General features: G+C 43.7%; 21 protein-coding genes and 14 tRNA genes. All 35 read right to left on the reverse strand.

Features of this window, described 5'->3' with window-relative positions; all coding sequences use genetic code 11:
- Positions 1–120: 120 nt before the first annotated feature.
- Positions 121–1,554 (reverse strand): vWA domain-containing protein, encoded by a 1,434-nt coding sequence (locus tag LAY57_RS20910; RefSeq protein ID WP_249068812.1) that lies wholly within the window; start codon positions 1,552–1,554, stop codon positions 121–123.
- A 300-nt stretch (positions 1,555–1,854) separates the two neighbouring features.
- A complete protein-coding gene (locus LAY57_RS20915; protein ID WP_249068813.1) occupies positions 1,855–2,367 on the reverse strand; it encodes a hypothetical protein in 513 nt (170 codons plus the stop codon).
- Positions 2,345–2,731, reverse strand: a complete 387-nt coding sequence (rplL, locus tag LAY57_RS20920) for a 50S ribosomal protein L7/L12 (protein WP_249068814.1) — start codon at positions 2,729–2,731, stop codon at positions 2,345–2,347. The genes LAY57_RS20915 and rplL overlap by 23 nt, the downstream gene beginning before the upstream one ends.
- Before the next feature lie 68 nt (positions 2,732–2,799).
- Positions 2,800–2,870, reverse strand: a tRNA-Leu gene (locus tag LAY57_RS20925).
- A 96-nt stretch (positions 2,871–2,966) separates the two neighbouring features.
- Positions 2,967–3,704, reverse strand: a complete 738-nt coding sequence (locus LAY57_RS20930; RefSeq protein WP_249068815.1) for a hypothetical protein — start codon at positions 3,702–3,704, stop codon at positions 2,967–2,969.
- Between the two features lie 153 nt (positions 3,705–3,857).
- Positions 3,858–3,935, reverse strand: a tRNA-Met gene (locus LAY57_RS20935).
- A 407-nt stretch (positions 3,936–4,342) separates the two neighbouring features.
- Positions 4,343–4,407 (reverse strand) — tRNA-Lys (locus LAY57_RS20940).
- A 430-nt stretch (positions 4,408–4,837) separates the two neighbouring features.
- Positions 4,838–5,038 (reverse strand): hypothetical protein, encoded by a 201-nt coding sequence (locus LAY57_RS20945; protein ID WP_249068816.1) that lies wholly within the window; start codon positions 5,036–5,038, stop codon positions 4,838–4,840.
- A 480-nt stretch (positions 5,039–5,518) separates the two neighbouring features.
- Positions 5,519–6,481: a GNAT family N-acetyltransferase gene (locus LAY57_RS20950; RefSeq protein WP_249068817.1), complete on the reverse strand. Its 963-nt coding sequence runs from the start codon at positions 6,479–6,481 to the stop codon at positions 5,519–5,521.
- Positions 6,482–6,837: 356 nt separating this feature from the next.
- On the reverse strand, positions 6,838–7,059 hold the full coding sequence (locus LAY57_RS20955; RefSeq protein WP_249068818.1) for a hypothetical protein: 222 nt from the start codon (positions 7,057–7,059) through the stop codon (positions 6,838–6,840).
- A 48-nt stretch (positions 7,060–7,107) separates the two neighbouring features.
- Positions 7,108–7,326: a type II toxin-antitoxin system HicB family antitoxin gene (locus tag LAY57_RS20960; protein WP_249068819.1), complete on the reverse strand. Its 219-nt coding sequence runs from the start codon at positions 7,324–7,326 to the stop codon at positions 7,108–7,110.
- Between the two features lie 225 nt (positions 7,327–7,551).
- On the reverse strand, positions 7,552–7,743 hold the full coding sequence (locus LAY57_RS20965; protein ID WP_249068820.1) for a hypothetical protein: 192 nt from the start codon (positions 7,741–7,743) through the stop codon (positions 7,552–7,554).
- 127 nt (positions 7,744–7,870) lie between these two features.
- Positions 7,871–8,452, reverse strand: coding sequence for a hypothetical protein (locus tag LAY57_RS20970; protein ID WP_249068821.1), 582 nt, complete (start codon positions 8,450–8,452; stop codon positions 7,871–7,873).
- A gap of 131 nt (positions 8,453–8,583) precedes the next feature.
- Complete coding sequence (locus LAY57_RS20975; RefSeq protein ID WP_249068822.1) at positions 8,584–8,805, reverse strand: DUF6887 family protein; 222 nt, start codon at positions 8,803–8,805, stop codon at positions 8,584–8,586.
- Positions 8,805–9,185, reverse strand: a complete 381-nt coding sequence (locus LAY57_RS20980; protein WP_249068823.1) for a PIN domain-containing protein — start codon at positions 9,183–9,185, stop codon at positions 8,805–8,807. Before LAY57_RS20980 ends, LAY57_RS20975 begins: the two co-directional genes overlap by 1 nt.
- Positions 9,186–9,194: 9 nt before the next feature.
- Positions 9,195–9,455 (reverse strand): YlcI/YnfO family protein, encoded by a 261-nt coding sequence (locus LAY57_RS20985; RefSeq protein WP_249068824.1) that lies wholly within the window; start codon positions 9,453–9,455, stop codon positions 9,195–9,197.
- Between the two features lie 22 nt (positions 9,456–9,477).
- Positions 9,478–9,699, reverse strand: a complete 222-nt coding sequence (locus LAY57_RS20990; RefSeq protein WP_249068825.1) for a DUF6887 family protein — start codon at positions 9,697–9,699, stop codon at positions 9,478–9,480.
- On the reverse strand, positions 9,696–9,875 hold the full coding sequence (locus tag LAY57_RS36570) for a DUF6888 family protein (protein ID WP_420839107.1): 180 nt from the start codon (positions 9,873–9,875) through the stop codon (positions 9,696–9,698). The genes LAY57_RS20990 and LAY57_RS36570 overlap by 4 nt, the downstream gene beginning before the upstream one ends.
- A gap of 76 nt (positions 9,876–9,951) precedes the next feature.
- Positions 9,952–10,230 (reverse strand): BrnA antitoxin family protein, encoded by a 279-nt coding sequence (locus tag LAY57_RS20995; protein ID WP_249068826.1) that lies wholly within the window; start codon positions 10,228–10,230, stop codon positions 9,952–9,954.
- Positions 10,193–10,468 (reverse strand): BrnT family toxin, encoded by a 276-nt coding sequence (locus LAY57_RS21000; protein WP_338022459.1) that lies wholly within the window; start codon positions 10,466–10,468, stop codon positions 10,193–10,195. The genes LAY57_RS20995 and LAY57_RS21000 overlap by 38 nt, the downstream gene beginning before the upstream one ends.
- Positions 10,469–10,723: 255 nt before the next feature.
- Positions 10,724–10,933, reverse strand: a complete 210-nt coding sequence (locus LAY57_RS21005; RefSeq protein ID WP_249068827.1) for a hypothetical protein — start codon at positions 10,931–10,933, stop codon at positions 10,724–10,726.
- Between the two features lie 90 nt (positions 10,934–11,023).
- Complete coding sequence (locus tag LAY57_RS21010; RefSeq protein WP_249068828.1) at positions 11,024–11,656, reverse strand: Vat family streptogramin A O-acetyltransferase; 633 nt, start codon at positions 11,654–11,656, stop codon at positions 11,024–11,026.
- Positions 11,657–12,208: 552 nt separating this feature from the next.
- Positions 12,209–12,817: a PIN domain-containing protein gene (locus LAY57_RS21015; protein WP_249068829.1), complete on the reverse strand. Its 609-nt coding sequence runs from the start codon at positions 12,815–12,817 to the stop codon at positions 12,209–12,211.
- Entirely contained in the window at positions 12,814–13,293 is a 480-nt protein-coding gene (locus LAY57_RS21020; protein WP_249068830.1) for a hypothetical protein, read from the reverse strand. Before LAY57_RS21020 ends, LAY57_RS21015 begins: the two co-directional genes overlap by 4 nt.
- Positions 13,294–13,448: 155 nt before the next feature.
- Positions 13,449–13,531: transfer RNA gene (locus tag LAY57_RS21025), tRNA-OTHER, on the reverse strand.
- 5 nt (positions 13,532–13,536) lie between these two features.
- Positions 13,537–13,610 (reverse strand) — tRNA-His (locus tag LAY57_RS21030).
- 6 nt (positions 13,611–13,616) lie between these two features.
- Positions 13,617–13,689 (reverse strand) — tRNA-Ala (locus LAY57_RS21035).
- 319 nt (positions 13,690–14,008) lie between these two features.
- A tRNA-Arg gene (locus LAY57_RS21040) sits at positions 14,009–14,081 on the reverse strand.
- 7 nt (positions 14,082–14,088) lie between these two features.
- Positions 14,089–14,163, reverse strand: a tRNA-Val gene (locus LAY57_RS21045).
- A gap of 8 nt (positions 14,164–14,171) precedes the next feature.
- Positions 14,172–14,244: transfer RNA gene (locus tag LAY57_RS21050), tRNA-Arg, on the reverse strand.
- Between the two features lie 12 nt (positions 14,245–14,256).
- Positions 14,257–14,328: transfer RNA gene (locus LAY57_RS21055), tRNA-Gly, on the reverse strand.
- 9 nt (positions 14,329–14,337) lie between these two features.
- Positions 14,338–14,408, reverse strand: a tRNA-Gly gene (locus LAY57_RS21060).
- A gap of 76 nt (positions 14,409–14,484) precedes the next feature.
- Positions 14,485–14,556, reverse strand: a tRNA-Thr gene (locus tag LAY57_RS21065).
- Between the two features lie 86 nt (positions 14,557–14,642).
- Positions 14,643–14,717 (reverse strand) — tRNA-Thr (locus LAY57_RS21070).
- 4 nt (positions 14,718–14,721) lie between these two features.
- Positions 14,722–14,798: transfer RNA gene (locus LAY57_RS21075), tRNA-Met, on the reverse strand.
- Between the last annotated feature and the right edge of the window lie 3 nt (positions 14,799–14,801).

Consider the following 14,801-nt stretch of genomic DNA (forward strand, 5'->3'; position numbering starts at 1 on the left):
CCTTGTCCCCCTTGTCCTCCTTGTCCCCTACATCACCAACGGGTTTTGACCACACCCTCCTCCTTGTCCCCTACATCCCCAACGGGTTTTGACCACACCCGGTGGGGTTCCCCGATTACCTCACTTGTCATCCCTTACTGGCAAAGGTGTCTCCAGAATTTCCATCAGCAATTCTAGACGAGAACGCCGGGATAGCAAAGGCACCAAGTTTGGCAGCGCGTAGTAATCACCCGCGAAAGTAAAGGTTTCAAAAGTTACCTTGTTCTGCTGTAGCTGATGTTCCAAATAGCCGTTGTGCTGACCGACTTTGACCAGAACTACATTTGGTGTAACTTTCAACTCTTCGCAGTAGCGAGGATAAACGGTGTTGAAGTAAGGAGCGGTATTCTCATTTTCATCAGTTACGATGATAATCTGCTCGATCGCTTGTCGCTTCAACCGCATGGTTTCCAACGCCGCACCGATGCTGGTACTGCCGTTTGGGAAAATATGGCGGAAGGCTTTTTCCCAATCTGAGAGGTTTTGACCCTGTGCTTGAATGGGGTAAGCGATCGCATCGAAAGCATAAACAAACAAATCTGCTTGTGCGATCGCAGATACGATCGACGCAATTTGCTTGCCAACTTCCAGCGCCATCGTCATACTCGCGCTTTTATCCACCAGCAAAGCAGTAGTCTTGGTAATTTTACCCCGCTGCTTCACCTGCATATCGACAACTTGCTCCAACTTAGTAGCTGTTGCTTCATCAACAACCGCTACTTCAGCTGCTTTCATTGCCTTAAACGCCGATACCCGATCGGATTTCGCCGCTTCTTCCAGTTTCCCATCAATCAGCGCCTTCACATCTGGGTGATCCATTACACCCCGTTCTTTCAGCGACTTGATGTTATTAATTACCTCTTGCGGCGACATCGAATTAATCAGCGCTACCAACACTGTTGGCGTTACTTGTTTTACCGCACCAACAGCAACAGTGTAAGGAATTTTATGCTCGACAATTAACGCTGCTTGTTCGGCGGGAGTTGCCGCTTTTGCCAATTGCTTGAGCATAAAAGCAAGACTATCTTCTGGAGGTGCATCCTTGAACAACACTGCATTAGCACGCTCATTAGGCTTAATGTGCAATGTCGCATACAAGTGCTTCATCGCCTTGCGTCCCCGCAGTGCAGCACTGTCAAAGAACTTTGGATTCTTTTCCCGTGTCTTCAGATAGCGCGTTACTGCTGTGCGTGCAGAACGAGGAACTTTTCCCCGATGCTCCTTCATAAAGTCCACGATGCGCGATACTTCATAAGGCGGAAATTCTTGCAACATCACAAAACCAGCATCGCGGTGTTCGGTTAAATTGCCCGTAAGCAAATTACCAACAAACACTTCCTTATGATCGCGCACATCACCATTTTGCTGATACCAAACAGCTAAATGCCCGTAAAAAATCGGATCGAGTTCTACAATTAACTTGTGAATTTCCGATACTTGTTCCAGCTTGCGGTGAGGTGTAGTCAGTAAGCTATTAAGCATTTCCAAACGTAAGTCACGTTCTGCTGTATTCATGGCAACCTCCTTATAATTATGTGAGTTAAGGAGGCAGATATCGCACGCAAATAATTAATTAAAAACCGCACAAGTTCGGAAAGCTTTAGGTTTACCGTGGAAGGGTATGTAAGCTTTCCAAGTTAGGGCGCGGCGATAACTGCCATTGTGTTACTTGAGTCGCCCATACCCGCTGGGGGTTCAAACCCCCAGCTAATAGCGAAAGTCCATTTTAATGGACTGGAAAGAAATCTTTAGTCCACTTAAGTGGACTTTAGCTATTAGCCTGCGATTTGAATCGCAGGCGGGCTGCTTTAGCTATTAGCCTGCGATTTGAATCGCAGGCGGGCTACAAGCGTTGCAATTAGCTATAGATTTCAAATCAGGCTCAACCCAGTTTTGGCGAGCATTCCAGGACATAAGCAACTTGCGACTGTAATATTCAAGAGGCAGATTCTTATTTCCGTAACTTTGAATAAGTCCGTTAGCAAGATCTACCATTGTGGAATAAGCACCTTCAGTAGCAAGATATTCGCTGATTATCCGAATCCAAAATAGAGTTATGGTTTCGTGATAGCCGCTGTTTGGAGTTGTTTGAATACCAACAGCAGCGTTGTACCGCATGATGCCAACACGAATGCAATGTGTTGCTTCTTGTTCGGAGTAATGAAAGAGAAACCAAAGTGCAACAGTTAAGTGTGCCTGATGATTCCATTCCCATTGCGGTAGTTTACATTCTTTGAATGCGCGGACAAGACTTTCTATCTCACCCAGCGTTTGGTATGTCGAGGGCCGATCGCTCATAGTTGCCTTACCTGACAGAAACCTTTGCACCGAGTGATTCTAGCTGCTGTTTGAGATCCTGGGCGTCGGAGAGTGCGATCGCAAATTTTACAACTTGCGGCGTTGACTCAACAAAATCTTTCGCTTCCTTCAAACCCAAACCAGTGATAGTTCGTACCATTTTAAGAACAGCAATCTTCCGATCGGCAGGAACTTCTTCCAGCACCACATCAAACTCAGTTTGTACTGCTTCATCACCTTCATCATTATCAATTCGATCGCGTTTAATGATGATAGGTTCGCGAACTGAAGCATCAACACCAAAAGTAGCCTCTATCTGCTTAACCAGTTCGGAAGTTTCCAGCATTGTCAGGGATTTTAACTCTTCCAGAATTACCATAGTTTTGGCAGACATGGCTACCTCCTATACACAATAAACAAAATTAAAAAATTAACACCCCGCGCAAGTTGAGAAAGCTGTGTTGTCATACGCAGGATTTGAACCCGCATATACTTGAACCTAAATCAAGCGCCTTTTCCATTTGGCTAGTATGTAAGCTTTCTCAGTTAGGGCGCGAAGTGAAAAATTGTGGCATTTCAGACCGCGCAGGCGGTATGAGTTTGTGTAGCCGCGACTTTAGTCGTTAGGCTTAATTTTTATCCAGTTGCTGCATGATAAACTTGATTTCCTTCTTACCACACTGCTGTTTGCTGACAGCATAAACTTCCCTACCATACTCCTGCCATGCTATCCCAGTTTGGATGCTGGTTTTCAGTACAACATCCGTAGGTTTCCCCATAGGTGGAATATCTTGCAGCGTGACCAAATACCACAAATCATCCAGTTTGCGATATTGATGATATGGATCGATAACCACCAAATCATCTCGCTTGTTGTGACGCTTTTTTTTGATATCTTTATTCGGTTTTCTCTTGGCTAAACAGACAATTCCTGTATCTGGATGGACATAAAGCTCATCTCGCCAATAACCTAGCTGACGCCTTTCAGAGTATGAGTACCTCTTTTTGTTGTAAGGAACTTCATCAATTAACTCAACATCTCGTTCCAAAAACTGCCATACATGAACGAGAAGATGTTGCCCAATTAGCGTTTTGGTTTCAATCTGCTGGCATAATTCCTTATAGACAGCATCCCAATTTTGTCCTACTTTAGAACGTAACCAGCGACGCAATGGCCCCAGATGGTCTGAGAAGTGCTTCGTGCGTTTCCTTATCTTTATCAAATAAGGAGACAACAATCCATCTTCACTTGCTTCTTCAGTAATTTTTTGAAGTTCTTTCTTGTAGCCTGTCAGCTTCTTTGCACTTATCCTCATTCCTCCACGAGGGCGTTCGATGACAATTTCACCCAAGCGATGTTCGCTCATCAATCAACCTTTTCGATTTATGTGAATTGCACTTTTGAGTTGAATTTTGGTAAAAGTTTTTGATTGACAAGTAATTTAAAAGCATTTTGCTCTCCTTTTATTCAGATTAGTTATGATTAAAAACACCCCGCGCAAGTTGAGAAAGCTGTGTGTTCACACGCGGGATTTGAACCCGCGAACCCGCAAGGGTTGCTTGATTATGAGTCAAGTGCCTTAAACCACTAGGCTAGTATGTAAGCTTTCTCCATTAGGGCGCGGGAAAAATTTTTTAAGGTTGCTTCGCACAAGTTGAAAAAGCGATGGCACAACTGCCGCTCTTACCAGTTTTTACCTGGCAGTGGGCACGCGATCCTTATCTCATAGAGACTTGGAAAGCTCACTTGTTCGATCGCTCGAACATCGCTACCTTATGACCGTTATAGTTACGAAAAGTGTGTATGCTTCTTCTGTTAGGGTGCGAAGTGGAAATTGGGAATTTTGGAAATATTAAGTTCCGTGCAAGTTGCCAAAGCTAGGCACTGGATGTGTGTATGCTTTGCCCATTAGGGCGCGGAACAGAAAACATAATGGCAAAAAGCCAGAATAAACATAGTTATGGCAGTTAAAGCCACTTCGCGCAAGTCAAGAAAGCTGTTTGTTTATACGCGGGATTTGAACCCGCTACAGATCGATTAAGAGTCGATTGCTCTACCAATGAGCTAGTATGTAAGCTTCCTGAGTTAGGGCGCGAAGTGAAACTTTTTACTACCTTTCTATCTACCCCGCACAAGTCAATAAAGCGTTTGACATTAGCGCTCTATCCGTTGAGCTACAGCCGCATTTGGTGCAGCTGGTAGGAGTCGAACCTACAACCTCCGGTTACGTAGACCAGATGTATGTACGCTTCAGTAGTTAGGGTGCGGCATAGAAGAAAAGTTTTGAGTTTTGAGTTTTGAATTAATTGTTGAATTCAAAATCACAATTTTTAAAATGTTGTTCCGCACAAGTTAGAAAAGCTTTTAACAACTTCTAGTGCGTTTACCATTCCGCCATAAAGACCGTAGTCTTTAGTGGGAATCGAACCCACAATCCTTTCGGAGCTAGACCTAAATGTGTGTAGCGCTTTTGATGTCGGGGTGCGGAACAGCCTGTTGTTAGCCGTAAACAGCCTCTGGACGTACAATTAAATCGCCGCCCGGTCTGCGATCGACTATGTAAGGCACAAAGCGATCGCGATTTACGTCAAAGTGTTGTGAGAGGCGTTCTTTGACAGCAGTATCGTTCATCCCAGGTGCGATACCCAGATGATTTTCTGCAATATCGTAGGAACGTCCTTCAAAGCGAATGTGAACCATCTGAGTACCTCCTTTATCGATTTTAGATTTTAGATTTGCAATTCTTTTTCCAACAGATTCGCTGATGATTTTTACAACAAGAAACGCCGATCCAAATGATATTCCTGTCTGATTTTACGGATTGACTCAGTAACTTTTGTCTATCTGAGTTGTGCAGAACTTTCTTGCTCTAATTCCGTTTCAGATGGGTTGGAACTAATCAGAGGCGGCTTTGTTTTCGATTCAGACGGAGGCTTGGACAAACCAAACAGTCTGTTGTAAAGTAGCAACATGATAAGACCGTCTCTGTTACGAGACTTTTTGATGAACGTTGGCTGGAATTTTAAATTCCTATTCAGTTTTCAAGGTTCGGATTGGGCATTTCAGGCAAGGGTTTTTGCCTGTGATTTGATTCCCATACCATTAATACTACATTGCATACTACATAAGTGTCAAGGGGTTGGGAAAAGTTTTTTTTCTGGGCGATCGATCGCCCGATCGCTAAACATCCTTAACGTAAGACATCGAACTGTAAAGCTTGCGAAAGCCAACGGACTCGTAAAGGTGGCTAGCATTGTTGGGATTTTGGGTATCCACGCCAAGTTTAGCCGTATCCATTCCGGCAGCTTTCAATTGCTGCATTCCCGAAAGCAACATCGCTCGTGCTAGTCCCAATTTGCGGAAACCGCGCCGCGTACCCAGAATGCCTATCCAGCCTTCTTTGCGTCCGGTGCGATCGTTATCTTCTGGATGAATGGCGCAGTAGCAAAAGCCTGCGAAGGTTCCATCTGGTGCAACAGCAACCAAATCCAATTCGGGTTTGTAGTTGGGTGTAGTCAGTGAATATTTAACGCGCTCAACTGTTATATCATGGTGATTCCAGTGGTCGATAAAGGTTTGGTTGTACATCTCCATCCAAGCTTCGGCGTCTTGATGACTTGCTTGGCGTAAAGTAAAACCGGCTGGAAATTGCGGTTCTGGAATCGGTTCGGCGAGACTGCGTTCCATTGTCAAGAAATAGCGATCGGCCCTGAAACCACAACTTTCTGCTACTGTGATGTAGTACGGTTTGTCATCGCGAACACCGCAGCGCAGTTGCACACGCACACCACGCTCTAATCCAACCTCGCGCATTCGCTGCTCACCCCAAGCGACGATCTGCCTTTCCAGACTGCTACCACGAGCGCTAGGATGGACGCGATACCAGAGCCAGCCATCGATTACCTCGCCTGACTCAGGTATCCCCAACTCACCGAAGCCAATCAACTTGCCGTCTGCATCTTCCCAAAGACGGATATCTCGCGCTTTATCTAGAGATGGTACGTCAAATTCTGTCCGCAGTTCCGAGACAGACGAGCCTTCATCTAGGCGATCGACCTCTTCGCAGGTGTTCAGAAGATGTGCGATCGCTTCCAAGTCAGTTTCAGTTGCGATCGCCAACGGGCGCATCGTCAGAGTAATCATAAAGATCGCCTTTAATACTACTTATATACTACAAATAAAATAGCGATCTAACCTCACCCAGTCAGGTGAGTCATCAAGGTGAACCCAAATCTGTGTTCATCTGTGGTAAAAAAAATTACTTGTATGTTGTTGGGCTTTAGCCCCTTTAGCGCCCAAGCGCAACAACATACCTCGAATTAACCCCTTGCTCAAGAGTCGAACTTGAACCCCCATCTTTAGGAAAAATAGGGCTGCATCCCGCAGGCAAGGGAAAAATAATTTCAAATTGGAGATTGCAAATTTCAAATTCAAAGAATAAACTTCAATCTGCAATTCTTTACTCTAAGTCTAAAATTGACAATTTAAAAGAAATCCGATTACTCTCCTTCACTCAATGGATCGGGCAATTCCTCTAACTCTTGGATTCCTCGATCTTTCAATAGCTGAATGACTGCATCATCAACAAATGTCACCGCATCAAGGCTGAAGCTATAGATGCAATGACACATCTCACCGTCATCATTCACGAATTCTTCAGAGTTGATAACTCGCAAATCTTCAATCGCTCGTTCTTTCCAGTCTTGTGAGATTTCATTCATATCGTCTTCAAGTTCTGTTGTGAGTCATATCTTTTAAGACTATGGTAATCAGACAGCTTGAAGCGTATTAGGTTCAGGGATAGGTTCACCTTCTACTTGCCAACCTTCCAAGTACATTTCTATCACTTCTTCGCCGTTACGAATTGCTTCCTCACGAGTTTTGCCGTGAGTGCAAGGCATGACAACGCGATCGGCAAATTCTGGAATAGTAACTAAGAAAAGCCCATCTTCATCAGACCATTGAATCATCATGCTGTATTGACTCATAAATTATCGTCCTCCCTTAAGTCTTCCAGTTTTGTTAATAATTGTACTAACTGCTTTTCTAGGTAGATCGGTACATCATCTCCATCCTTGCCTGGAATAGTAAGCGTTTTTCTTCAAAACCGGGAGGAGTTTCATCAAAATCATCTGCCACATACAGCGGTTCCCGCTGTAATGAGGTACACTAAATATTCTTTAGCGGTTTGTAATAAATTGGTCTACTAATTACTACTGTACCTCATAAGAGCGGGAACCGCTGTAAGTAAAAATTCCCTTGCCACAGCCAAATTGACGAGGTTGGACGGCAGGAGCATTTTCATCATAATTTTCCTTCATTTTTTGGATTTCGTTTAAGACTTCAGAATCTTTTAATGACAAAATCCATTGGATTAATTCTAATTTGAGAAATTGAGTATTCATGGCTGGGAGTCATTGATAAATCAACAATTTAATGGCTGTAGGTAGTTAGACAATGCGATGGTCTAATTTCATCAAAGTAACCTCTTTGATTCTGAAGATATGCGATGCGACAAAGTAGGCTAACTATTTACAAATAGTTCAGAAATTCACCTAAGCTTAACTCCTCTAGTAAAAATTCAAGAGTGGAAAAATACAACTTTTGTTTTGTACCACCAGTTTTTCTCCACAATCCTTGAGATACTTCCGAACGTTTTCCTTGTACGAAGAACAAGTCACCGTAGTCCCAAGGGCTAGGACCATGCTTTCTGTGTAGCCCATTTGCGGAAGGAACTTCCTCACCATACTCGTTAAGTTCAGTTCCCCAAAATTTGAGATGTTCATCATCCGAATGAGGCGAGTAATAGGAAATGTCAATTTCATGAGCAGTTAGCCAATCCATCATTCTTTTGAAGTCCGCTGGACTAGCACCGCCATAACCACTCTTTGCTTCGCAACCCAAGACAAATAATTTACCTAGACTTTGGGAATTGGCAAAAATTAGGTAGAAAATATGATCTCCTAAAATTTGGCCATTGTCAGAACTTCTGCTAAACTTGTCAATACGAAGAACATTAAGTAACTGTGTTTTGTGTTTCTGAGCAAACTTCAGAGAATTTTCCAATGCAGTTGAACGACCATAATGCGTGAGGAATATATCAATCGAAAACATAGAAATTTACTCCTCAATCACCAGAAAAATAGGAACACTATAAAATTAGCACAAACTAGCAAAGTAGGCAATCAGATATTTTGTACACTAACGGCAAAGTTCAGGAGTAGCGAATAAACACTACAACCACCTTATCCTTTGCGCTTCTCTTCCAATTTATTGATTTGCTTCCTAATTGCTGTTTCCATAATAGTGATATTTTCAGGAGTATCTGGACAGGGATAAAGTTCAGTATCTTCAGCACGAGACTCCAAGCGATCGGCAAGTTTGTAAAACGCTTCGTTATCATCGCGATGCGAAAGGAAGTAAGCTCGCAGTTCGGCAATACTCATCGTATCAAAATCTGGTTTCATTAGCGCGTATAAGGTTGTAACATAACAAGACCAGGAACAACCCGGTAATGTTTGACGTTAAAAGTACAAAGCGTTGCACTTCTCCCAACAGCACAAGCAGCAATCAGTGCGTCAATCAGACCTAAATTATGGGATAGGTGATAGGCAGTAAAATCGGATAAAGCGCGGGTGCCATCAGCCTCAGTTGGCCAAATAATAGGTAATGGAGCAACCAGCTTTAAGGCATTGCGAACCTGTTGTTTATTTTGAGCGTCTTGAACGAGTTCCATCACAACAAAACCAGGAACGCTAGGAATTTCGGACAGACTAGCAAACCACGCGATCGCAGGCGTATGACCGCGTTGAATATCAATCAAAACATCGGTATCCAACAAATACATCTATTTCACCTATAGCCGATCGCGTGTTTGGGCTTCATGCCGCAACTTGCGAGCATACTCTTGGCTATCAGTAATATCAGAGCTTGAATCAATCACACCTTCACTTTGCCAATAGGCAACCAGTTCTACTCCATTTTTGGGAGGATTAGCCACACCTTGCCTTATCAACAGAACACGCAAAATATATTCAGACAAGGGCAGGTTAAGCTGAGAAGCTTCTGTAGAAAGTTCACTCTCTAATTCTGGTGGTAGATCAACACTTATACTCATTTTCCATCTCCTATTGCTTATTTTATCCTTTGCGCTTATCTTCCAATTTATTAATTTGCTTCCTAATAGCTGTTTCCATAATAGCGATATTCTCAGGAGTATCTGGACAGGGATAAAGTTCAGTATCTTCAGAACTCGATTCTATGCGATCGGCCAGTTTGTAAAATGCTTCGTTATCATCGCGATGTGAAAGAAAGTAAGCTCGTAGTTCGGCAATACTCATCGTGTCAAAATCTGGTTTCATCTAAACCTCCAATTTCCATCACGGTAAATAACAACTTGCAGTTCTTCAGATACAAAAATATATACAATGCCTGTACGCTCATCAAAACGAACAAGATCTATAGAACGATAGAAGTTTGTTAGGTACTGACAAACTCTAATGCAAGATTTTCCTTGTTCGCCTGTGGGAAAAATTATCTTATCCTCAAAACACCGTTATGTTATTTTAGCAAATAGTTGGCAGTTATGCAATATGCGAGCGCACTTTATATTGCTAACACCGATGGACTTCCATATAAGCTCGTAACAAAGCATTAATTTGGGTCTGATAACCGCGCCCTTGAGATTTGAACCATTCCAAAACATCACTATCGATCCGCAAGGTAACTTGAGATTTATTCTTAGCAGATGGTAATCCGCGTCGAATTACTGCTTTGGCAAACATTTCTGGTGTGATTTCTGGACAATCAGATAAATCGATATCTTCATCAGTCATGGCATCTAGGCGTTGCCAATCAGTTTGAGATTTGCTCGAAATAGGTTCGTTGCTCATATCTAGTTGCTTTTCTTGCCGAAATAATGCGAGTGATATCGTCTCTTTCAGTATGGACAATAGCAACGACTTGCCCTTGCAACAAGGCAAGGGTAATGAAACGTTGCTCTCCATAACTAAAGCGATCGTCTTCAACAGTCACGATGTCTCCATCAAAAACTGCCGGAACATCAACAAAGTCAATGCCGTGCTTGCGAAGATTAGCAAGTTGCTTGGCTTCATCCCACTCAAATTCGATAGCGCCATTGTAACTACAATTTGTCGTTACAGCAACTCGCCGCCAGTTAAAAGTTCCTCTGTATTATTGGTTTCATCTCAACCTCTAATTTCCACTTTCTCCCAGTACGATCGCTAAGACATCTTGCACCGACACCCCGACGGCACGCGCCAACACGATCGCGTTTTTGATGACCCAGTACGGGGAACACAAATCGAACGGATCGCGGGGGTGCGTAGCGTTGTAGAGGCTCTGGAGGCAAACCTCCTCAAAGGCTTACTGGCACACCCTGACACGATCGCTAGAGTCGATCGCTTTGTGGTTCCGCGTGCGAACTCGATCGAATAGGTCATGTCCCTTTTGCCACCTACTGCGATCGTTCACCAGTTCGACGACCCAGCCGTGCGACTCAGGGTCGGGAACGCGACCTTGGAACAGTTGCAGCAAAGCCAAAATGTCCGCCTGCATTGGCACTTCGTAGCCCATTAATACCTCTTACCGCCTAACTCCACATTGAACCCCACTCAGCAAGGTTGTAACATAAAAGACCAGGAATAACCCGATAATGTTTGACGTTCACACACAAATTTTTAATGCTTCAATATCTGCACCCACAATTTTCTCCAAATTTATCGTAATCTTTTCAATATCCCAATTCCACCAGGCAATTTCTAACAAAACATTGATTATTTCATCAGCAAAACGTTGCCGGATTACCTGTGCTGGATTCCCTCCCACAATAGTGTAAGGTTTAACATCTTTGGTAACTACAGACTTAGCAGCAATAATTGCCCCATCGCCAATTTTTACACCTGGCATAATCACAGCTTCATATCCAATCCACACATCATTCCCAATTACGGTATCGCCTTTAAAAGGTAATTCACTAAGCTCAGGTTTAACACGCTCCCAACCGTTACCAAAAATGTTAAATGGATAGGTAGAAAACCCAGATATTTTATGATTTGCACCATTCATGATAAATTTTACATTTTTGGCTATAGCGCAGAATTTATCGATGATTAACTTGTCACCAATAAAGGGATAGTGATAAAGCACATTACGTTCAAAATATTCTGAATCTTCTGGATCGTCGTAATAAGTGTAGTCCCCAATGATAATATTAGGATTTGAAACAATATTTTTGATGAAACAAACTTGAGGAAATCCCGCCATTGGATGTAAAACTTTCGGATCTGGATATTGCATCGCCACACCTCAAAATTGCAATTCATGGTCAATTATAAAATAACAAAAATGGAGAGGACGGGACTCGAACCCGCATCGACCGACAGCAACTTTTAGGAAACGCGCTTTCTTACTACCCGTAGGCAGATGGGAACTACCCCCATCTCGGACTATTAATTCCTTTCAGTGCCTCCGCAACCCGTTGCCCGTTTGCGGTTTCAGGGAACGTCGCGAAGCAACTTTTTACCCTACTCGGCAAACCCAGTCGTCCTTTTGAGAACCGTTTCCCTAGTTTCTACGGTGCCATTCCAATTTAGGCGACCTCCCCATAACGCGATCATATTAATCCACCGGGAAGGTACTGCCCCTTCTACCTCTGCGTTAAGCTAACACGCATCTAATTCGGATATTTCTAATCCGGCAATCAAACCTTCAATTCCTCTCCCACTCCCCCACTCCCCCACTCTCCCACTCCCGCTAAACATACAAATTAAATGCGTAGCAGCTTATCAGCACAGCGCCTCGCTTCTCGGCTTCCGGTGGATAAAGGAAGATGTGGTAACTCGACTGGTACTATGGCTGTAACTGCGATCGCATAAAACCATAACCATGATCGAATCGCGATATCATCCGGCAATTGTAATTATTTAGTTCCTCAACAATATCAGGATTATCAAAATCTCTGGAGTTCCGGTTAAGAAAACAAGCTACTGAGGGATGATACTGACGAAGGTGAGCAATAACTGACGCATAAATAAGAGCATCCTGTGGTTTTAAGTTGTAAGGAGCTTCATACGTTGCTGCTTCGGAAATGATATCAACAGTAAGCGCAATCACTTCTGCACTATTGAGCAAACGATCGCGATACTGCACGAAACGTTGGCGTTCCTCCTCATTACTTTGAACTAGCAAACTTGCGATCTCTTGGATACTACGAATACGAGCCGTATAGGATGCTGTGCGTATTAATTGACTGAGTTCTGTATTAAGCAATTGCTGAATATTTCTACGATTCTTTGCCTGACGGCTTAATTTTTCGTGAGGTTCAGCCAAACTATATGCTGGTATGACAAGCTTTGCACGTCCGGCTTCGCAAATTTGCAAAATCTGTTCGCAGCTTTCCCATTGCTCCTGCTGAAAAACTAACTCCAAGACAAAATTAGTTTCAACGTAAATATTCACGCAACAGCCTCGTGGTGTAAACTACCTCCAGCAATAGCAGCATAAAGACCAGAATCAATTAGCCATCGCTGAGATTCATCTGCCCCATTAGGTAGTTCTCTTGAAAAAATGATGCTTGTAAGCCAAGATGAAAAAATTAATTCAAGACTTTCCGCGCTTATTTTTTGCTCACTCTTGATACCAGCTTTCTCAAAATAAGGCTGAAAAATAGGACGTGCATCAATAGCATAAGTAGGTTCACTTTCATCCAGTCTTGCTTCCTTACCAGCCCACAAATAAATCCGATCGGGAAACACCATCAGGAAATAAGGGACTTTTGGAAAAACTCCATGAGCAAGAATATTTCGACGAAATTTTGCTACCCACTCTGGCGAAGTATGAAGCTTACTCTTGATTTCAACCACAAGTATCAGTTGACCTTCACAGTCATAACCTGCCAAACCCCAGACAGTAATTCGTTGACTTTGTGTGGGCATAGTTCAAAATTTGACTCAATACCACTATTTTGGCGCACAATTTCATTCCTCTAGCATAAAGCCATATACTTACGATCGATCCACCGGGAAGGTACTGCCCCTTCTACCTCTGCGTTATCAGCACAGTGCCTCGCTTCTCGGCTTCCGGTGGATAAAGGAAGATGGAGGGATCGAACCCCCAGGTGTTACCCTGCCCTGGTTTTCAAGACCAGTTGCCGTCCATTCAGCGGCATCTTCCATAAGGGTATCTGACGGGAGTCGAACCCGCTATGACTGGTTCCACAAACCAGCGCCGCCACCGCTTTGGCTTCAGACACCATCAGTGGATCTGGTGGGGGTCGAACCCACAGCCTCTTCTTTGCAAGAGAAGCGTTCTCCCATTGGAACTACAGACCCATGTTTTAGCGATCGCACTTAGGTAAAATAGCGTGCAAGTTACCAGAGCATTTTGCGTTTTCTCAGCTACTAGAGGGACTCCGCCGATGAGTTGTTACACACTCTTTAAAGGATGGCTACCTCCAAGCCCACCTATCGGGTTCTTTGCACTCCCCGTTTGCACACGCCCACTGCTTTTTGACAGTGTTACTTTTCCTCTCGTACTAAAGTATGTAGGCTCTCGGAAGTTAGGGCACGCTGTAAAATGCGATATGCCATTGGTGCAAAAATTAATAAATCAATTTAACTCACCTCTTTTAAACAAAACTAAAGTTTCCAGCGGGAATGGTAGGACTTGAACCCACACAAATCGGTTTAGAGGACCGATGCCCAATCCTTTAGGCGACACTCCCATAAATTTGGTAGTCCTGACAGGATTTGAACCTGCAACACCTTGCTTGTAAGGCAAATGCTCTACCATTGAGCTACAGGACTGAGAACAGCGAGAGTAGTAGGACTCGAACCTACAACCTTCAGGGTCGAAACCTGAAACTCTATCCATTGAGCTATACTCCCAAATAGTTCTGAAGCGGATGACGGGACTCGAACCCATGCGCTGAGACTGGCAGACTCAGATGCTAGCCACTACATCACACCCGCATTTTTGAAAGCGGACAACGAGGATCGAACTCGTGCCTAGAGCTTGGAAGACTCAGATGCTACCGCTACACCATATCCGCATATTTGAAAAGATTAGAATGCCGATTGCTCAGCCAGTGGAAACCTCAAGGTTTTATGGAACCTATAAAATTAACAAGCAGATGGTGAGAGTCGAACTCACAAGAAAGCTTTACAAGAGCTTCATGTTGCCAGTTACATCACACCTGCATTTTTGAGAGCAGAAGGCGGGATTTGAACCCACATCGACGGCATACCACACCCTTATGTTGCCGTTACACCACATCTGCATTATTTGGAGCAAGCGGCGAGATTTGAACTCGCAAGAAAGCTTTACGAAAGCCTTATGTTACCCATTACATCACACCTGCATTTTGGTGACGGGGGCAAGATTTGAACTTGCCGATGTTCAGGGTATGAACCTGACGAGCCGCCATTGCTCCATCCCCGCGTTG

This window comes from Argonema antarcticum A004/B2 (assembly GCF_023333585.1).
GTDB lineage: Bacteria > Cyanobacteriota > Cyanobacteriia > Cyanobacteriales > Aerosakkonemataceae > Argonema > Argonema antarcticum.